The 20,654-nt window shown below is 38.1% G+C and carries 14 protein-coding genes and 1 tRNA gene; 3 read left to right on the top strand and 12 right to left on the bottom strand.

Translation table 11 applies throughout. From position 1 onward, the window contains the following. Positions 1-24: 24 nt before the first annotated feature. From nusA to A6733_RS01195, 6 genes are all read right to left on the bottom strand, one after another. A complete protein-coding gene (gene nusA, locus A6733_RS01220) occupies positions 25-1,497 on the bottom strand; it encodes a transcription termination factor NusA (protein ID WP_092400825.1) in 1,473 nt (490 codons plus the stop codon). A 40-nt stretch (positions 1,498-1,537) separates the two neighbouring features. Beyond that, positions 1,538-2,044: a ribosome maturation factor RimP gene (gene rimP, locus A6733_RS01215; RefSeq protein WP_242641486.1), complete on the bottom strand. Its 507-nt coding sequence runs from the start codon at positions 2,042-2,044 to the stop codon at positions 1,538-1,540. A gap of 129 nt (positions 2,045-2,173) precedes the next feature. Continuing rightward, positions 2,174-4,243, bottom strand: a complete 2,070-nt coding sequence (pnp, locus tag A6733_RS01210) for a polyribonucleotide nucleotidyltransferase (RefSeq protein ID WP_092400822.1) — start codon at positions 4,241-4,243, stop codon at positions 2,174-2,176. 112 nt (positions 4,244-4,355) lie between these two features. After that, entirely contained in the window at positions 4,356-4,625 is a 270-nt protein-coding gene (rpsO, locus tag A6733_RS01205) for a 30S ribosomal protein S15 (protein WP_092400818.1), read from the bottom strand. Between the two features lie 97 nt (positions 4,626-4,722). After that, positions 4,723-5,505, bottom strand: coding sequence for a TatD family hydrolase (locus tag A6733_RS01200; RefSeq protein ID WP_092400815.1), 783 nt, complete (start codon positions 5,503-5,505; stop codon positions 4,723-4,725). 26 nt (positions 5,506-5,531) lie between these two features. After that, positions 5,532-5,618: transfer RNA gene (locus A6733_RS01195), tRNA-Leu, on the bottom strand. Positions 5,619-5,788: 170 nt separating this feature from the next. On the opposite strand from A6733_RS01195, the gene queA reads away from it, so the two are divergent. Beyond that, positions 5,789-6,808, top strand: coding sequence for a tRNA preQ1(34) S-adenosylmethionine ribosyltransferase-isomerase QueA (gene queA, locus A6733_RS01190; protein WP_175330491.1), 1,020 nt, complete (start codon positions 5,789-5,791; stop codon positions 6,806-6,808). Here queA and A6733_RS01185 read toward each other — a convergent pair. The 5 genes from A6733_RS01185 to A6733_RS01165 all read right to left on the bottom strand — a co-directional run bounded on the left by A6733_RS01185 (position 6,792) and on the right by A6733_RS01165 (position 11,851). Further along, a complete protein-coding gene (locus A6733_RS01185; RefSeq protein WP_092400807.1) occupies positions 6,792-7,664 on the bottom strand; it encodes a hypothetical protein in 873 nt (290 codons plus the stop codon). The two genes, queA and A6733_RS01185, sit on opposite strands and share 17 nt — an antisense overlap. A 22-nt stretch (positions 7,665-7,686) precedes the next feature. Next, on the bottom strand, positions 7,687-8,655 hold the full coding sequence (gene secF, locus A6733_RS01180) for a protein translocase subunit SecF (protein WP_092400803.1): 969 nt from the start codon (positions 8,653-8,655) through the stop codon (positions 7,687-7,689). Positions 8,656-8,678: 23 nt separating this feature from the next. Continuing rightward, entirely contained in the window at positions 8,679-10,553 is a 1,875-nt protein-coding gene (secD, locus tag A6733_RS01175; RefSeq protein WP_092400800.1) for a protein translocase subunit SecD, read from the bottom strand. A 22-nt stretch (positions 10,554-10,575) separates the two neighbouring features. Further along, complete coding sequence (gene yajC, locus A6733_RS01170) at positions 10,576-10,980, bottom strand: preprotein translocase subunit YajC (protein ID WP_092411500.1); 405 nt, start codon at positions 10,978-10,980, stop codon at positions 10,576-10,578. Between the two features lie 196 nt (positions 10,981-11,176). Then, positions 11,177-11,851 carry an alpha/beta hydrolase gene (locus A6733_RS01165; RefSeq protein WP_092400794.1) on the bottom strand — a complete coding sequence of 225 codons (675 nt, stop codon included), beginning with the start codon at positions 11,849-11,851 and terminating at the stop codon, positions 11,177-11,179. Positions 11,852-13,006: 1,155 nt separating this feature from the next. On the opposite strand from A6733_RS01165, the gene mgtA reads away from it, so the two are divergent. Next, positions 13,007-15,772: a magnesium-translocating P-type ATPase gene (mgtA, locus tag A6733_RS01160; protein ID WP_420885964.1), complete on the top strand. Its 2,766-nt coding sequence runs from the start codon at positions 13,007-13,009 to the stop codon at positions 15,770-15,772. Between the two features lie 27 nt (positions 15,773-15,799). Further along, positions 15,800-16,378, top strand: coding sequence for a glutathione S-transferase family protein (locus A6733_RS01155; RefSeq protein WP_092400788.1), 579 nt, complete (start codon positions 15,800-15,802; stop codon positions 16,376-16,378). A gap of 18 nt (positions 16,379-16,396) precedes the next feature. Here the strand turns inward: A6733_RS01155 and htpG are convergent, their stop codons facing one another. Next, positions 16,397-18,304, bottom strand: a complete 1,908-nt coding sequence (gene htpG, locus A6733_RS01150; protein WP_092411499.1) for a molecular chaperone HtpG — start codon at positions 18,302-18,304, stop codon at positions 16,397-16,399. Positions 18,305-20,654: the final 2,350 nt, after the last annotated feature.

Raw genomic sequence — 20,654 nt, 5'->3', positions numbered from 1 at the left:
GCACAAAACCTTTAAATGGTAAATCTAATCGAACCAATGCGCACGTGCCCGTACGATGATATCACTTGCACGTTTTTCATCAATGTTAACTATCTCAACAAGCTCATCAACAGATAATTCAGCAAGAGACTCCCTGTCTAAAATATCGTGTGATACAAGAAGAGACAATAACCCACTATCAATACCTTCAAGTGAAAGAAGATCTTCAGAAACAGCACCCATCTTCTGTTCTGCAGCTATGGCCTGAGTAAGTAAAAAATTATGGGCACGCGACCTAATCCCTTCAAGCAATTTCTCTTCAAGATCAAAAATCTCAAGTAATTCATTAAGAGGAATATATGCCACCTCCTCCACCGTCACAAAACCCTCGCGAATAAAAACATCAGCAATATCACTATCAACACCTAAGCTGCTAGTAAACAATTCTCTCAGGCGAAGAAGCTCCTCCTCTCCTTTCTTCTCTTTTTCCTCAAGTGTCATAAGATTTATAGTCCACCCAGTAAGCTCAGAAGCAAGACGAACATTTTGTCCCTTGGCCCCAATGGCTATTGCTAAGTTATCTTCGTCGACAACAACATCCATAGAAGCATTTTCTTCATCAACTACTATGCTACTTACCTCTGCCGGAGCCAAGGCATTAATTACAAACCGCGCCGGCTCTGGGGACCATATTACTATATCTACTCTCTCACCCAATAACTCCTGAGTAACAGATTGAACACGAGAACCGCGTATCCCAACACATGTACCAATCGGATCAATGCGCTGATCGTAACTCTTCACAGCAATTTTAGCGCGCAACCCCGGATCTCGAACGGCACTCTTAATCTCAATAGTGCCCTCACTAATCTCGGGAACATACAAAGCAAACAACTTAATAATAAGTTCAGGGGCTGTACGAGATAGCTCTATCTGATGCCCACGAGCCGACGAGTCAACCCGATACAAATACGCACGTATACGATCACCAACTCTTAAATTCTCTTTAGGTATCATATGTTCGCGCCTAAGTACAGCCTCAACACGACCACAATCAACTATAGCTTGGGTGCGATCAACACGCTTTACAACAGCACTGACTAACTTATCAGTTCTACGCAAAAAGTCATTTAGTATTTGTTCCCGTTCGGCATCACGAATCCTCTGAACAATAACCTGCCTAGCCGCTTGAGCTCCCACGCGTCCAAGCTCTACAGAGGGAATTTCCTCCTCTATGTGGCCTCCTACAGCAGCGCTAGGATCCTTAAGAAGGGCCTGAGAAAACTGAATTTGATGGGATGGATCATCAAGGTCCTCATCGGAAACTATTTCCCAATAACGGAAGGTACGATATTCACCGGTTTCTCGATCAACAGAAACCCTAACACTAACTTCGTTACGAAAATTCTTCTTCGTAGCCGAAGCCAAGGCAGACTCTACGGCAACAAAAACAATGTCCTTATCAACATTTTTCTCGCGCGCGAGAACATCAACAATCAACAACAAATCTCGACTCATCTAGCCCCCTAGGACAGTGCCAAATCTAAAAAGTTGCCTTTCAAAACTTTGACACCAAACAAACCTTCCTTGTCTTATCTAAAGAAAGAGTAACCTCACAATCATTAACTAAAAATGTCATCTCATTCTTAGCTTGATCAAAAGCAAGAAGCAAACCCACAACAGTTTTAGAAAAAACTAGATCGCCTACAACTATCGGTTGGGAAAGTACAACCTTAACTTCATGGTTCTTGAAGCGATCAAAATCAGCCGCCTTTTTAAGTGCTCGATTCAAGCCAGGAGATGAAACCTCAAGATTATCGTATTCCACACCCTTAACAGCAAATGCCTTCGATAAGTGCCTGCTAACCCGCGCACAATCACCAATAGAAACGCCATTTTTGTGATCAATAAACAAGCGAATAAGTCCCCCGGGGGATAACTCAAAATCCACCAACTCGTACCCTAAGCCAGACAGCGTCATCTCCAGCCAAGGCAAAAAATCATCCATAAGCAACACAGAAGAGAACAACCCCAAAAGAGCCAACGGCAAGGGATTGTAACACAAGAGACAACAATCCCAAAAACTGAAAGAAGCAACAGCGTGGAGTAAAGACTCAACCGAACCAGGTATTTCCCGGCATGTGAAGAAAACACCACACCCATGCGTTAACGGCCCATTTTAAAAAACAAATAATCACAATTTCAAAGATAGACGAGGACGACCCCGATCATCTAGACCAATCACCTTCACAGAAATAATCTGACCTTCAGAATAAATATCACTAATTTTTTGGCTCTTATCCCTTACCATCTGGCTAATGTGCAACAAACCATCTCGCCCCGGAAGAATATCAACAATTACACCAAAATCAAGAACACGTGACACCTTGCCATCATAAGTTTTACCGACAACAATTTCAGCGGTAAGTATTTGGATACGTCTAACGGCTTCTTCAACACAAGACAAGTCAGATGAAGCAACACTAACCGTGCCATCATCCTTTATATCTATGGAAGTCCTAGTTTCCTCTGTTAGGTTTTTTATGGTCCCCCCACCCTTACCAATTAGTAGATGTATTTTTTCAGGATTTATGTGTATGCAAGAAATACGAGGGGCAAAAGCTGATAAATCCATACGGGCAGAAGAAAGAGCATTCTTCATGGCACTTAGTATATGCAATCTTCCTTCTTTAGCCTGTAACAGAGCAATGTGCATAATTTCTTCAGTTATGCCATCTATCTTTATGTCCATTTGCAAAGCTGTAATCCCTAATTCAGTTCCAGCAACTTTGAAATCCATATCCCCTAAGTGATCTTCATCAGCTATGATATCGGTAAGAATAGCAAAACAGTTACCTTCTTTAATCAGACCCATAGCAACGCCTGCGACATGCGAAGCCAACGGAACACCCGCATCCATTAAGGAAAGACAACCCGCACAAACAGAAGCCATGGAGGAAGAACCATTAGATTCAGTAATTTCAGATACAAGCCTTATGGTGTAGGGAAAATCTTTCTTACTAGGAACAACAGCAGCCAAAGCCCTCCTTGCTAAACGGCCATGCCCAATCTCGCGCCTCTTTGGCGCTCCCATACGACCAACTTCCCCAGTAGCATAACCGGGCATATTGTAATGAAGGATAAAGCTTTCCCTAGTATCTCCTACTAAACCGTCCACAACCTGAGCATCACTTTCAGTACCTAAAGTAGTTACAGCAAGAGCCTGAGTTTCACCTCGTGTGAAAAGAGCAGATCCATGAGCTCTAGGCAAAATACTAGTTTTTATATCTAACGGGCGAACAGTACGAGTATCGCGTCCATCTATCCTAGGTTCACCAGAAAGAATGGCAGTCCTAACTATAGAATACTCAAGAATAAAAAATACAGACTTCAGAAGTGATTCTTTGTGTCCTTCAGGAAGTAATTTTTCAAGAACATCAGAAAAAGACTTGTCAATTGCAAGATTACGCGCCTTTTTATCACGGATACGATAAGCATTTTCCAAACTTTTACGAGCAATTTTCTCCACATCTTCCTTGAGCTTTAAATCGTCTTCTGGCTCAACCCAATCCCAAACTTGATTTCCAACTTCATTAGCAAGCTCACAAATAGATTTAATTACAACCTGCTGCTCACGATGTCCAAACATAACAGCTTCTAGCATAATTTCTTCGCTTAACATATCTGCATCAGACTCTACCATCAAAATTGCAGATGAAGTGCCAGAAACGATAAGATCAAGTCGTGAATTCCTGCGGATACTAATAGAAGGATTAAGAACAAATTTCCCATCCACATAGCCAACTCTTGCCGCAGCAATTGGCCCGGAGAAGGGTATACCAGACAGAGTAACAGCTGCAGAGGCGGCGATCATAGCTGGAACATCTGGGTCAATTTCTTGATTAACAGATAAAACAGTTAGTACAACCTGAACCTCATTGAAGAAGGACTTTGGGAACAAAGGACGTAATGGTCGATCAATAAGACGAGCTACCAATGTTTCACGTTCAGCGGAACGCCCTTCTCGCTTAAAAAATCCACCAGGAATTTTACCTGCAGCATAAGATTTTTCTATGTAATCGACAGTCAAAGGGAAAAATCCCTGTTCTGCAGACAACTCTTTTTTTGCCACAACAGTAGCTAAAACTATAGTATCCTCAATATTCACCACAACGGCACCATCTGCCTGGCGAGCAATCATACCTGTTTCCAGGCGAACCTTGTGATCTCCATATTGGAATTCTTTAACAACTCTTTTTAACACCCAGAATCTCCCAGATAAACAAAGGAATAACTAAAAACAAGCATAAGTCAAAAAAGGCGGAGCTCGCAACCGAGAACCGCCAAGAAAACAGGAACTCAAAAACGAACTACTACTACTTACGCAAGCCCAATCTTCCAATTAATGACTTGTAGCCATCAAAATCTTTTCTCTTTAAATAATCCAGTAGTCTCCTACGTTGCGAAACCAACTTTAGTAGACCTCTCCTGGAATGTAAATCCTTTCCGTGAATTTTGAAATGAGACATAAGATTCGTTATACGAGCAGTCAAAAGAGCAACCTGTACTTCAGTTGAACCAGTATCCCCTTCTTTGCGGGAAAAATTCGAGATAACCTCCGACTTGTCACCAGGTGATATAGACATATTGCCCCACTTTCAGACCAATCAATGAATCAACAAAACATACACGAACCGAGAGAGTATATCATAAAGCGAAATAAAAATCAGGCATCATCTACACTTAGTCTTCAGTAATAACGATATTAAAAAGCTTAAAAAAATTAGAAGTAGTGGCATTAGCCAATTCATCTAGTGGTATACCCTTTAATTCTGACAATTTCTGTGCAACATGAGCCACATATGCGGGCTGATTTGTAGAGCCACGAAATGGAATTGGAGCAAGATAGGGGGAATCAGTCTCAATCAATAGCCTAGAAAGTGGAATCAATTTAGCCACAGATTGAACTTCACGTGCATTCTTAAAGGTGACAATACCAGAATACGATATAAAGAAGGAAATCTCCATTGCTTGCTCAACAAAAGATTCAGACTCGGTACAGCAGTGCATAACCCCTCCAACAACATCGCCGCCCTCCTCCTTTAATATGCGGATAACGTCAGATCCAGCTTGACGACAATGTACAATAAGTGGCTTTTTTAATTTCTTAGCAACACTTATGTGCCTCCTAAACATCTCTTGCTGAATAGAAATATCACCTTTATCGGCAACGCGATAGTAATCTAAGCCCGTTTCACCAATTGCAACAACGCGATTGGACCTTTGAGCCATAAGAGCTAAATCTTCCTCAGAAATAAGCTCAGCATTATGTAAAGGATGAATACCAAAAGATGCAGATAAACAAGGGAAAGGTTCTATTGTTTCAAGTAAAACTTCATAATCATTTTGATCAACAGAAACACAAAGCGCGTGAACTACGCCAGTGGAAAGCATGTTATCAACAATCTCAGAAACCTTGCCCGAGAACTGAGGAAAATGAATATGGCAGTGCGAGTCAACTAGCATATGTATATATTATAAAATAAGAAAGATGGTGCCGAAGGAGAGAATCGAACTCTCACGCCCTCACGGGCACTGGATTTTGAGTCCAGCGCGTCTACCTATTCCACCACTTCGGCTACAAACTGGAATCATTATTATCAAAAGAACATGATAATTCAAGTGGTCAGTATTGTCCCACAAAAATATGCATTAACTAACACGTTACAAAAAATCAAATACTGAACCTCAGATCAAGTTATGCACCGTATGGTAGTATAATTGCATTCTTCATTGTAATATCAAAGCTGTGAAACTATCTGATTTTGACTTTAATTTTGACCATGATCAAATTGCGCAACACCCTGCGCAAGGGAGGGAATCCGCCCGACTTATGAATGCGTCCACAAATCAAGACATAAAGCATCAGTTCATTTACCAACTACCAGAAATTTTAACAGAAGAGCACATCATAGTAATAAACAATACAAAAGTCATTCGCGCAAGACTTATAGGAAGAAAAGAGACTGGCGGTAGCATAGAAATATTCCTAGAAAGACTTATTAGCAGTGATCTTGCCATGGTACAAATTAAAACCCACAAAAAACCACAACTACCGTTTTCCGTCATAATTGACAACAGAGCATTGATTGTAATTAAGGAAAGAGTAGATGGTACTTTTTTTTTAGGAGAATCACAAAATATAATGTCGATTTTTAATGAGTATGGGGAAATACCGATACCGCCCTATCTAAACAGAAAAGCATTTGATTCCGACGCATACAATTACCAAACAGTATTTGCCAACGTTCCAGGGTCAGTTGCGGCCCCGACTGCTGGATTACATTTTACAGAAAGTCTTATAGACAAATTAAAGAAAATAGGAATCGAGTTTTGTGACATTACTTTACACGTTGGTGCAGGAACGTTTCAGAAAATTCACACCGAAGACCTCAGTAATCACAAAATGCATAGAGAGTACTATAGGGTACCAAATAAAACGAGAAAAATACTAAGCAGAGCTATAAAGAATGGAAAAAAGATCATCGCTGTTGGAACAACCGTCGTACGAGCCTTAGAAAGCTATGCACAACATCAAAATGAAAGCGATGAATGGCAGTCTACAACACTATTCATAAAACCTGGATTTAAATTTAGGATCACAGACCTATTAATCACAAATTTTCACCAACCGAAATCATCCCTCATTGTATTGGTATCAAGCTTTGCCGGACATAACATAATAAAAAGATGCTACGACGAAGGATTGAAAAACAACTACCGACTATTCAGCTACGGCGATGCTATGCTTCTCAAAAGAGAACGGTAGCTTGAATAATCAATAAAGCAAAAACTATCATCATCATTCCATAATACGTCCTACGAAACAATGAAAATGCCTTATTATCCAAATCACTATCTTGGACCACGGACGAAGAATCGTCGTGAAGAAAAAATAGTTGTAGGAAAGACAGAGTAAATTTATCAGAATTTCCTGGTACGAAATTTGGTGGATAGGAAAACCAATCCACACGATGAAAGAAATTGGAAAAATTAGTCAGCAAGCACATAAACAATCCCATAAGCCTAGACGGAATTAAATCGCACCACTCAAAAATCCCAAGAAAAAAAGGTGAGCTCAAGCACTGCGTGGCCAAAAACTTTTTAGTCTGAGAATATGAGAAATAAAAAACAAGCCCCCACGGGCCGATAACAAGAGACCATAACAAAGGAGCAAATATAATTCTTTCAAACAAAAGCCCTGCCCAGCAAACATCACTGTAAGAATTTTCATCAACAGATAAACCATATTGTTCTGCCCAAACAGAAATCACTGCAGAGCCTTTGCTAGTAAATTGATGGCCATCGGAGGAATCAGTATCAGGATAGCTATCAATTACAAAGGAGTGAAACGGAACCAAGGAAATATAAAGCAGCACCACCAACACCAAATAAAAAACAATATTAAGGTGATAAATAAGAAAAAGAACTCCCCATACAATTGTTGCCAAGAAAAAAGGAATGCAAAAAAGAGTCAACCCTAAAGGAAGCATGGTTGATAACATTTTGAAAGATTTAGATACAACATAGAAAAAAAGTCGCGACGAATGTAGAGCTATCCGGGAATTAAGGAAACGATCACAGAAAAATGCTATTATGACCGCCAGAAGCAACAGAGAATGCATATCTATATAACCCCCTTATTTACTAAACAACGGCACCTGCGTTGGCGTCATCGTTGTGGTCTTTTCTCTTCTCTACCACAAAGTTGTCCCTAGAAACACAAAACCACATGAGCAAAGGTGTTGATACTAGGACAGAAGAATAGATACCAAAGCAAATGCCTATTGTAAGAGCTAAAGAGAAATTATGTAGTGATTCCCCACCAAAAATAAGCATAGAGGTAACCATCATCTGAGTGCAGAGATGAGTAATAACGGTACGAGACAATGTGCTAGTAATTGCATAATCTAGAACCTGTATTGACGGTAGGTGTCTACAATTAATAAATGTCTCGCGAACACGATCAAAAATAACCACTGATTCATTCACAGAATAACCCAACACTGCCAAAACTGCCGCTAACACAGGAAGTGAAAACTCCCATTGAAAAAAGGAGAAAAAACCAAGAATGATAACCACATCATGAAGGTTAGCTATTATAGCAGATATTGCAAACTGCCACTCAAAGCGAATAGAGAGGTATATGATAATGCCTATACATACTAAACATATAGCTGTTAGCCCGTCTCGAACTAGCTCGGACCCTACTTGAGGGCCTATAAATTCAATGCGCCTAATGACAGGAGAGCCACCACCAGACGACAAAATATCGTCAGTTAGCTTAGAGGTATTTAAGTTGTTTACTCCAACAATACCTAAGTGCTTGACGTCTTTGTTAGAAAGTCGAATTAAAACATCATTACTTGATCCATAATTTTGAACAAAAGTCTCCACCAGACCCTTTTCTAATAAGCTTCTTCTTATAAGTGAAATATCTGCAGGAGTACTGTATCTAACCTCGACTATGGTTCCACCAGTAAATTCTGTAGACAAATTCAAACCACGAGTAGACAGAAAATATACCGACAAAGCAAACACAAAAATAGAAAAAATGTTAAAGACAAAAGCGTACCGCATGAAAGGAATGGTTCGTGACAAGCGAAAAAATTCCATCCATATTTCTCCTAAAAAACTTATCAGTCGTTAGCAGCGGAAGATTCAGGCTTCCAAATTTGGCCAATTGAAAGCGACGATGGGGAACGGTTAGCATAGAACAGATCAACAATTGTTCTAGAGATGACAACTGAAGAAAAAAGAGATGTAAGGATACCTATACAATGAACTACCGCAAATCCTCGCACAGGTCCAGAGCCAAATATTAACAATACAACACCAGCTATAAGGGTTGTGACATTAGAATCTATAATGGTTGAAAAGGCACGTGCGTAACCCTCCTTTATAGCAAAAATTGGCAAAACACTAGATCTCAATTCTTCCCTTATACGTTCATTGATAAGGACATTGGCATCAATAGCCATACCAAGAGTCAAAGCAATAGCAGCAATCCCAGGTAGAGTAAGAGTAGCCTGGAGAATAGACAAAATAGCCAACAAAAACAAAAGATTAACGCTAAGGGCAATTACAGAAAAAACCCCAAAAAGCCTGTAATAGAAAATCATGAAAACAGCAATAGCCAAAAGGCCAGCCAGCGTAGCATGAACACCTTTTTTAATATTCTCGGTGCCTAATCGAGGGCCAATAGTCCTCTCCTCTACTATCTCCATAGGTGCAGCCAAAGCTCCTGCACGAAGAAGAAGTGCAGTCTCACTTGCTTCTTCAAAAGTAAAAGCACCAGTTATCTGAACGCGGCCGTTCGGAATCTCCTCATTGATCCTAGGTGCAGTAACAACGTTCGCCACACCATCCTCAAAAAGTACTATAGCCAACCGCTTACCAACATTTTCGCGGGTTACTTCACGAAATATTTCAGCCCCAGCAGAATCCAGCTGTAATGAAACAATTGGTTGATTATTCTGATCAAAATCAGCATCAGCACGTATTATGTGGTCCCCGGTAAGAAGAACAGTACGGTTAACGATCAACTTTCCTCCATTAGCAGCGGCAGACAACTTCATATTAAATGACTCTTCGTCAGGAGGAGGATAGTCTGATGAAAGTTGATCATCTGAAACTAAATGCATTTCAAGGGTAGCGGTTTTACCTAAAATTTTCTTAGCTTGAGCAACATCCTGAATACCTGGTAGCTCAACTACTATTCTATCAGCCCCCTGCTGCTGGATTAGCGGTTCTGAGACCCCAAGCTCATTCACACGCTTATGCAAAGTGGTAATATTTTGTTGTATAGAATCAGAAACAATTTTTTCCTTATCCTTAGGCTGAATAGTAGCAATAAGCAAGAATTTACCAAGTGTTTGAGATTCTAGGAAGGATAAATTTGGGTAATTATGTCTAAGCAAATCAAGGGCTGCCTTCATACCCTCAGAAGACCAAAAACGTATCTCGATATTCTCCTCACGAGACAAAACACCAGCATTAGAAATTTTACCATCTCTTAGAAAGTGTCGGATAGACAAGGCAGAACTTTCTTTATACTTTTTCAAGGCACCAGAAACATCAAGCTGAAATAAAAAATGCACCCCTCCCCTCAAGTCTAGGCCAAGATACATAGGAACCGCATGAATAGCGGACAACCATCTAGGAGAATAGGAGAGAAGGTATATAGCAACAGTATAATCTTTAGGGTTACTGCCCTTATTGAGCCCCTTATCAAGAATATCACGAGCGCGTAACTGAAAATCAGCAGATGGGAGTCGAAACTGCAGAGACGATTTCCCATTAAGACTAAGATCAGTGTAAGGAATGTTGGCAGCATCTAGAAGCGAGGCCACTTTGTTTCTAGTTTCTTTGTCTATAACGACACCAAAATTAGCTGGTGCTATCTGGATAGCTGGATCACTACCGAATACATTAGGCAATGCATACAAGAAGGCCATAACAACCGTAGCTAGTACGAGCACAGCTCTAAAAAGGAGAGAACGGTCAACTATCATAAAAGTATACAGATTTTCTCAACTAAAATTCTAATGTTCCTTTGGGAAGCAAAGAGTTAACAGCTGATCTTTGGACAGTTACTTGGACATTTTCAGCAATTTTAAGCTCCAAAGAGGTCTCAGATTTTTTCACGATCCTTCCGTACAGACCTCCAATAGTAACAACCTCGTTACCCACATCAAGCTTCTCTATCATTTCTTTTAAAGCTTTCTGCTTTTTCGCCTGGGGTCTAATAACAAGAAAATACATAACGGCAAAAAGTGCAACTATGAAAGCTATATTAATCCAAGGATCTGGCTGTTGAGGAGATGATGTAGCTGCAGCAGAGCCGGTAGCAGCTAAAGCATTCGTAAAAAAGCCCACAGAGTTCTCCTTAAAAAAGTTAAAAAATTCCAAAGATAACAAAGAAGGCGGTGATTGTACCACAGTAGTTGCACGTTTTCACAAAGTCGGAGCGAACGAGATCATTACAAACAACTTTGACATTGTAAACATAGCCACAGCATAACATATGCAATGCAGACTATCCAAAAATAAGAATTCGCAATCAAGGTAGATTGATCGTAATCGTATAGAGATAAACAGGATCTCACTTACTATCATCGGAACATAAATTTTCTTTTTAGGCGTCCATTATCCGGTGCATCCAAGATCTTAGGTCAAGTATTTCTTCCTGAACTATCTGATGTCCCGCGTCATACTTCTTGTATGTAAGATTATTCTCAGTTAGTCCTTCCATAACATTCTTAGTCTCTAACCTAACACTTTCAGGAACTGTAATATCAGACATCCCTTCAGCAACAAACAAAGGGGTTGACACTTTTTCAACCCCAGGAGGCAAATCTTGCTTTCTCATAAAAGAAGAAAGAGCAAATACCCCTCCTATTTGTAGATTAAAAGTCATTTCAGTTATTAAAGCAACAAATCCACCCTGAGAAAACCCTCCCAGAAAGATATTTTTTGAACTGATACCCTGATCAACTGCGTCCCCCACAATCTTCGCAATACGATCACATGATGAATACAGACCTGCTGCATCGGTAATTGGTGCTTCCCAATCTAAAATATTCAGACTAAACCAAGCCCTAGTTACCTGGCCTCCAAAAGCAACGATAGGCTTGCGTGGGGCATTAACATACATCATGCGAACAGCTAATTTAGGATGCTTAAGGTGTTCGCCAAGAAAAACCAGATCAGAAGCATCAGCCCCCAATCCGTGCAATAAAATAACCATAAAAGAGGGATTATCACCCCAAGATTGGGCAATAATATCTTCAGATACATAGCTCTTATTCATGGCACAATCTCCACAGAGAAGTACAAAACTAATGTAAAGATCAACAGATTTATCAAATGCCCCTACTTACTGCAAAAAATTCATGCCAAAGCCATTTACAAATCAGGGATCACGCACGCATAAAGCAAAAAGATCCAAAAACCAAGATTGCAGTGTAAGTATGACTGATGTCTAAATAGTTCCTATCTAGATTCTCTGTATATGAACTAGTTAACATTATACTTAAAATATCATAAATACATATATGTACCTTAATATAGTAAACTCACTAAAAACTGCAGCAATAGCCAAAAGTAACCACCTATCCGTTATAAACTATTTTTTAGTGGCATAAAAACACAACTATTACATCTGATACCTCATATTGACACCATAAGCTAGGAAAGGCACTTAAAAAATTAACCATGCCAACATTGCAAGCAATAAAAACAATATCCCTACGTCAACACACCTGGTGCTACCATAAAGATAGTTTATTTGAACAATAATGCGCAGCAGGCCACAGTTTTAAACCATTTGCATGTTCTACGTACATAACGCAGTGAGGAATTACAATAATACGACTTGTAATTTTAAATTACACACTCTCAAACTACCTTGATAACAATATAGATTTGATATTGCAAAGAGCAAACACCAGCCTAAAATCACAATGACAAATATATATCCTATGCAACTACAACTAAATCAATTTAATTTATACCTACTGTAAAATTTAGATATTAATTATAGTATAGATAGTAGAATAGCCCAATGTAGTAGGACATATAAAGCCAACATAGTAAGATGTTTACTCCAACAAACATATGTAAGACCTTATGACCCTAGTGTGGATCGGCTAGCATAAAGCCACAAACAGATAAAGCGTAAAAAAACGAATACACTAATAAAACATAAACAACACAAATGGCGCTTTTGCTGATACAAGAAATAAAATAAAAAACAAGAAATAATTATCACTTTTTTAGTAAAAAATATACACTTCCCTGGAAAACAAACAGCAAGCTACAATTTTATCTACATATAGACCTATTACCATTTTGACAAAGTGTGAATAATGGCTTTAACCGCCTAATTGGCTTCAAACTTCCAGAACTAAGTTTCTGATACAATCCTTGCTGACCAAAACATAAACTGATACGCAGTAATGCCATGATACTCCTAGAACATTTCAAAAAACTATTTGCAAATTTTGTTGCTAGTCGTGGGATAGCACACCATTTCCAGAGATTTATGATTCTGGACAGCACCAAAAGAACCAGCAGCACGCGTGACATTGAACTTCACACCTACCTTGGTCACATCTCTAAACAATCTGTTTCCGAAGTAATTAACGGACTTGATAGCCACCCAGAAGGGTTAACACCAGAGCAGGTAAGAATAAGGCAGGAAGAGTTTGGAATAAACAAGATTGACTCTGATCACAGAGTAAGTAATCTAATTCATCTCTGGAAATGCTATCGCAATCCTTTCAACATACTTCTATCCATCCTAGCTATTGTCTCGTACTTAACTGAAGACTACAACGGCGCATCAGTCATCGGTGCCATGGTTTTATTTTCAACTATGCTACGCTTTGCCCAGGAAAGCCGCTCTAACAGTGCAGCTGACCGTCTTCAAGAAATAGTAAGTAACACAGCAACTGTCTTACGAAGGACAAGTGACACTGAACTATCTTCAAACAAGCTATCGTATCCTAAAGTACTGCATCAAAGTAGCGACTTACCGATTCACGATCTCGTTCCAGGAGACACAATCCGCTTAACAGCAGGAGATATGATACCGGCCGACGTTCGCATATTACATGCCAAAGACCTTTTTGTAAATCAGTCGTCGATGACTGGTGAATCGATGCCGATAGAAAAATTTGCATATCTAACATCTGATACAGATCACGAAACTTTCTTAGATTTAGACAATATCTGTTTCATGGGAACCAACGTTGTCAGCGGTTCTGCAATTGCAATAGTCTTGACTACAGGAAAGCAAACATACTTTGGTACATTGGCACATCGCGCCAATCTATCGTACGAGGACACAGACAGTAGCTTCCAAAAAAATGTAAACAAAATAAGCTGGCTTCTCATAAAGTTTATGCTGTTAATGGTTCCATGCATTTTTGCTATTAACTTTTTCACAAAAGGAAGCTTTATAGGATCAATGTTTTTTGCTCTATCCATAGCAGTTGGACTAACCCCTGAAATGCTTCCCATGATAGTAACTTCTACCTTAGCAAGAGGGGCTGTTGCTCTATCTAAGAAAAAAGTCATTGTAAAACGACTAGATGCTATTCAAAATTTTGGTTCAATGAACATTTTGTGTACAGATAAAACTGGAACTTTAACTCAAGATAAAATTGTTTTAGAGTCCTACACCGATGTTTTTGGACATTCCTCAGATCGTGTACTAGAACATGCCTACCTGAACAGCTATTACCAAACCGGATTAAAAAATCTGTTAGACATAGCTGTTTTGGAACACGTTGAACTACAAGGGGAGCTAAATTTATCTGCAAATTTTAGCAAAGTAGATGAAATACCATTTGACTTTCATAGACGAAGAATGTCAGTGGTTGTAAATGAACATATAAATGAAAAAGAAGATCATCATCTTTTAATTTGCAAGGGAGCAGTAGAAGAGATTGTTACTATTTGTAGCAATTTGTACGCCAATGATCAAAAAGTTCCATTAACTAAAGAAGCGTTAGAGTCAATACATAAGGTAACATCAGGTCTAAATGAGCAAGGTCTTCGTGTAGTTGGTGTTGCTGTTAAAGAACTACCACCTGATCGTGAGGCATATTCGATCAATGATGAAAGTGAAATGACACTAGTTGGATACGTTGCTTTTCTGGACCCGCCAAAGGAATCTACAGCTCCTGCTATAAAAACTCTCTTGGAACATGGGGTAAAGATAAAGATCCTTACGGGAGATAATGAGCTAGTTACACGAAAAATCTGCCATGAGGTTAGGTTACCCATAACTGGTATAGCCATGGGAAGTGCAATTGACAAAGCTTCAGATGAAGAATTAAAAAAGATGGTTGAAGATTGCAATATATTTGCCAAACTCTCACCCATGAATAAAGAGAAAATCATCAGACAATTGAGAGAAATAGGACATGTAGTGGGTTACATGGGTGATGGAATAAATGACGCTCCAGCATTACGAGCAGCAGATATAGGAATTTCTGTTGACTCAGCCGTTGATATTTCAAAAGAGGCTGCAGATGTTATATTGTTAGAAAAAAGCTTAATGGTGCTGGAAGAAGGAGTAATACAGGGCAGAAAAACTTTTGCCAACATGCACAAATATATAAGAATGACCATTAGCGGTAACTTTGGAAATGTGTTATCTGTTATGTTAGCAAGTATCTTTTTGCCATTCTTACCTCTTATGCCTTTGCAAATTTTAACTCAAAACTTAATGTATGATCTTTCACAGGCTGTTATTCCATTTGATAATGTTGATGAAGATCACATATCCATACCTTGTGCTTGGAATTTTAGCAATCTGACTTCCTTCATGCTGTTTTTTGGACCAATAAGTTCTATATTTGACGCAATAACATTCTTAACCATGTGGTACGTATTTGGCGCTCAATCTATAGAAAAACAGTCACTATTCCAGTCTGGATGGTTCGTTGAGGGATTAATTTCGCAGATTCTTATTGTTCATATAGTTAGAACGGGAAAACTGCCATTCATTGAATCTAATGCTTCATTACCAATAATAATTACCTCCATTATAACTGTAATCATCGGGATAGTTTTGCCGCAAATTAGTATTGGCTCATATTTTAAATTTTCTCCTCTTCCTTGGCTTTATTATCCTTTTCTTGCCATAATAGTTACTGGATATGTATTGTTAGCACAAGTCGCAAAGTATTTTTATATAAAGCGCCATAAGGTTTGGTCTTGAGACTCTTTTTTAGGAGAAACACGCCTAATGATCGAAATTTGTTCAGAAGGATTCCCTTTAGATACGGCAATTGCCTTGGAGGAACTATTTGTACCTTATAAAGTTATAGAGCGTATGCGGGGCAGCAAATCACTACCACCTATAGATTATGGACAATCATACATAGTTGATACTACTCCATCTGGTAGCATAGAACACGTTTGTGTTTACGGCTCTTGCGCTATTCTGGAGTACTTATCAGACAAGTATCGCATGCTTGTCCCAGATGACTCTTTTGATTTTCTGGACACAAAGCAGTGGCTATACTGGTACTGCTCTTACTTAGAGCCCTTTGTGCCTGGCATCATGGGACTTGCTCCTCCGGCAGAAAAGAGGATACTTCTCGACCGTTTCTCAAAGCTAAATCAGCATTTAGAGAAAAAGAGGTTCTTTGCAAGATCATACTCCATTGCAGACATAGTATTCTATCCTGCATACAAGTTACTACGACAATCTCACCCAGAACAAATGCAATTATTTTCCAATTTGGAAGAATGGACCGAAGCTATTGAAAAGAGACCAGCAGCAGCAAGAGCCCTGGAGAAGGCCATTGCCTTCTCCCACTAACTGCAGGCTCACATTGTACTAATCTATATTCATAGTTGAAATCATAAGTTTATTCATTGTACTAACGAAAGTTGCCGGATCATCTAGCTTCCCTCCTTCAGCCAATAAGGCTTGGTCAAATAGCACTTTGGACCAATTTTCAAATAGAGGATCATCAACTGTAAGGCGCTTTAGTAATGGATGCTGCATATTCAGCTCCAAAATGGGTTTAGCAGTAGCAACATTTTGTCCCATTGATTTCAGCATCCGTTCCAAGTGGCCTCCCATATCTTGCTTGTCAGCAACAAGACACGCTGGAGATAGGGTGAGCCTACTAGAAACACGAACATCCTTAGCTCTATCAGATAAAACAGACTTCATCTTATCTATGATAGATGAAGCATCCTCTTTGTTATCTTTTTCCTCTACTGAATCTTCCTTTACTATGTCTTCCAAGTCTGAATCATCCTTAGTGATAGACTGGAGCTGATGACCATCAAATTCAGTGAGAAAATGTACCACATATTCGTCAATACGATCATGTAATAGCAAAACCTCTATTCCTTTGTCACGAAAGATCTCAAGGTGAGGGCTGTGCTTAGCTGAAAGATACGAATCAGCTATCAGGTAGTAAATTTTCTTCTGCCCTTCCTTCATACGTGATAAATAATCGGAAAGTTTAGTATTACTCTGTGAATAAGATTCATCATCAGTGCTAGAAAATAAAAGAAGACCAGCAATACGCTCGCGATTACCAATATCCTCCGCTATACCTTCTTTAAAGACAGGACCAAAATAAGACCAGAAATCTTTGTAATCTGTAGGCGAATCACGAGAAATATCATCAAGCAAGGACAATATCTTCTTAGTGCACCCTTCACGTATAGCACGTACATCTCGGGATTCTTGTAAAATTTCTCTTGACACATTAAGAGGCAATCCAGAGGCATCTATTACCCCTCGCACAAAACGCAGGTAGTTCGGAAGTAATTGATTGGCCTTATCCATTATAAAAACATGTTGAACATAGAGTTTTATACCTGATACTTGATTAGCATCATATAAATCATATGGGGGCTGTTTAGGAATGTACAGTAATTGGGTATATTCTACTTTGCCTTCAACACGATTATGTGTGTACGCCCAATACTCACCCACACCGCCTATTGCCTGATAAAACTCCTCATATTCATCTGGCTTAATTTGCGACTTATTCCTTGTCCAAAACGTCTCCGCCCTATTTGCTACTGACCATCCATCTTTCCTAATCATTGATTTACTAGGCTCATCCCACTCAAAAGTGGGTAATTCTATAGGCCAAGAAATATGATCAGCATATTTTTTAACTAGTTGCTTTAACTCCCAATCATTCAACCACTTAGTTTCATCATCCCTAAGCAATAATTTAACCACAGTACCATGTGTTTTCTTTTCAATCTTATCTATTTTATATTCCCCAGATCCATCAGATGACCAAGAAACCCCTTCACTCTCCGGCAACCCAGCCTTTCTAGTCTCTAAAAACACTTCTTTCGCTACAACAAAAGCAGAATAAAATCCAACCCCAAATTGCCCTATAAGTTGGCTATCTTTAGATTTGTCACCAGTAATGTGTGACATAAATTCCTTAGTTCCTGAACGAGCAATTGTTCCAATATGGCTAACAACCTCGTCAAAAGACATGCCAACACCACTGTCCTCGACAGTGATCATTTTTTTGTCAGAATCATAGTCCACTCGTATAAAAAATCTATGATCACGGGGCAACAATGATTGGTCCTGCAAAGACAGGTATCGCAATTTGTCACATGCATCAGCCGCATTGGATAACAGTTCTCTGAGAAAAATCTCTTTATTGGAATATAAAGAATGTATAACCAAGTGAAGTAACTGTTTAACCTCTGCTTGAAATTCTTTTTTTTCCGCAGTAGAAGTATAGTCGCTCATCAAAAAATCCCCCAAAGAAACATAGGATAACTCACACAACGGTAATGCTGGATAAGCAATAAGCTACCGTGCACTTAATACCAAGCAATAACTATATATAGCATTAATATGTAAAATGACAAGAATTAAGATATAACTATTTGTTTGATAAGTATATTATTACAAACAATTCCTACCCCAGCTCCGTGCTATCAATAGGTTAAATGAAAAGGCATATGAATTAGTAGAAACACTTAATATTTAAGCAGTGATTAATAAATAAGCGCGCCGAGCCTAACCTATAAACAGAGAATGTACCAACATGGGCATTACTAGGATTAATAAACTAGCAAATAATGACTGTGGCATTAAAATCGAAAGGACATTTCCATACATGACATGAAAAACGTGCTCAAAAAGCCACTAAATTGTAATAAAAGCACAAATAAATGGCTATGTTGTCACAGATTTTAGTTATTTGTAAAAAGCTTCCCGAACAATGATTATAAATTATAATCCCCTTATATACCCAATTCAATGTAATTATTATGATCCATAAGAATTGTAAATATAAATAGTTGCCCGTGCTAAGTGTATGTTTGCACCGTGAATGAAATTTCGTGATAAATTTATCTGTTTCTATATAAATAGATCATACACTCTTGTGAAATTAGTTTTTTTTATTTCCGCACATTAGATAAAAAAAGATAATTTTCTACTTTACATGCATATATAAAAAAGACATGACTTATATGTAATATACACAAGGCAAGGCAATATTTTTATTTTATATTGTCTAATAGTGTATAACGGGAATGCATGTTAGATAATATACGCATAGGTATACTAATACTTGACAGTATAAATTTAGATCTATCTGATATGCTCGTCATCGAGTAAGTGACAATGACAATTGTTGATGTGCCATGTGTTGAAACACACTATAAGCAAATACGGGTTGCTGTATGCATGTTGTACGATGCTTAAATTAATGTAATTTTTTAACTATTTTAATTTATAGAAAATAGGTATCTGCGCAAGTATCTGCGCGTCAAATAAAAATCCACATCAAATAGACCAGTATAAATTTAGTGTAAGCTTGTAACGGCTGTTTTGTGTTTACTAAGTTTGAAATGCTTGATTTTATTTTAAGTAGTGTAGACATGCAAATTTACTGTTACTGTATTAGGATAGAAAATATTTTCAATCTAAATAATCGTTGCTGAGATAAGCATTATTAATGTTGGTAATGTCGATAAACAAATGGAGTAATAATAAGGTTAGTTCTACATCATTACGTAACAGTGAATATAACTGATATCAATGAAAGTATTAATTAGGATTATTATCCTGATACGGCTGGTAAATATATGGATTTAATTAGTAAGGTTTTTTATTATTGAATATGCAGCAAGGATTTCTGTTGCTATAGTTCTAGCATCTATTAATTGATAATGATAGAAGTGGTGAATATGCACCTTCAACAATAAAACTAGTAACAGCCACAAAAAAACAGTATTTGGGCACGTATTGGAAATAATTTCCAGCAAAAAAATTCAATATTAAGACTATTAATAGCATTAAGAGTTGAGCATTAAACAATTTATCAAGTTTTATAACTACTTGAAGTAGTTAGAAATAACTTTTTAGGTGCAATTAACCTTAGTGATACTATCTCCTCACTATCTAATTTGCTGTTAAAATAATGTTGTCCTTGATTAAAAATAGTTCTACTACATAATACTGGTGATGCAGAAATTGCCGGCAGTACAGTAGTTATTGTATTATCGGTTATATTGTTCGTAGTAATCTTGTCATTTATAATGTTATTTAGTGTTATTAGGACATTAACAATAAGTTGCTTGCTAAACAACTACATCTAATGTGTTGCAGTACCTGAAAAAATTTATCATTGTTTTAGTATGTGAATTTGAAGGAAAAAAAGAGGATAAAATATGTTGTAAATGTATTTATAAATTATGATAACATGCGGCTCTTGTTAAGCAGATGTTATATACAATTAGAATGTGTGATGTTGCATAGATAATGGACTAGGTTACGTAGAAAATTGAACATTAGGCCTGTTCTGTGCTGCTACTGCGTATGAGTGGGTGCGTTGCATATAGAAATTTTGTGGTGGTGCTATGATTATGTTAAGTATTTAAGTGATTGAATAAAATATCAACAACACACAAAGTGTGATAAGAATATATTCGTACTTCATATATAATTTATAAAGTTGCTTTTATTTTATATTGCAGCTGCCGAACATGTTGGCATGCAATAAAAAACGGTGTTGGTGTTGTATTGTTTTGATAATAAATGGGGACAGTGTAATTACATTTACAACTAATGTCGCATAAACTAATAG

Origin of the sequence: Candidatus Ichthyocystis sparus (genome assembly GCF_900078745.1) — a bacterium.
In the GTDB taxonomy this organism is placed as follows: domain Bacteria; phylum Pseudomonadota; class Gammaproteobacteria; order Burkholderiales; family 2013Ark19i; genus Ichthyocystis; species Ichthyocystis sparus.
Note: the sequence above shows the minus strand (reverse complement) of the source record. Positions and strands in the feature narration are given on the sequence as shown.

What these genes read in the sequence shown, in the direction of transcription:
- rpsO (WP_092400818.1), bottom strand. Translation starts at nt 4,625, where the DNA reads ATGTCTATATCACCTGGTGACAAGTCGGAGGTTATCTCGAATTTTTCC.
- A6733_RS01155 (WP_092400788.1), top strand. Translation starts at nt 15,800, where the DNA reads ATGATCGAAATTTGTTCAGAAGGATTCCCTTTAGATACGGCAATTGCC.
- secD (WP_092400800.1), bottom strand. Translation starts at nt 10,553, where the DNA reads ATGATAGTTGACCGTTCTCTCCTTTTTAGAGCTGTGCTCGTACTAGCT.
- A6733_RS01200 (WP_092400815.1), bottom strand. Translation starts at nt 5,505, where the DNA reads ATGCTAGTTGACTCGCACTGCCATATTCATTTTCCTCAGTTCTCGGGC.
- secF (WP_092400803.1), bottom strand. Translation starts at nt 8,655, where the DNA reads ATGGAATTTTTTCGCTTGTCACGAACCATTCCTTTCATGCGGTACGCT.
- htpG (WP_092411499.1), bottom strand. Translation starts at nt 18,304, where the DNA reads ATGAGCGACTATACTTCTACTGCGGAAAAAAAAGAATTTCAAGCAGAG.
- A6733_RS01185 (WP_092400807.1), bottom strand. Translation starts at nt 7,664, where the DNA reads ATGCATTCTCTGTTGCTTCTGGCGGTCATAATAGCATTTTTCTGTGAT.
- A6733_RS01165 (WP_092400794.1), bottom strand. Translation starts at nt 11,851, where the DNA reads ATGAATAAGAGCTATGTATCTGAAGATATTATTGCCCAATCTTGGGGT.
- nusA (WP_092400825.1), bottom strand. Translation starts at nt 1,497, where the DNA reads ATGAGTCGAGATTTGTTGTTGATTGTTGATGTTCTCGCGCGCGAGAAA.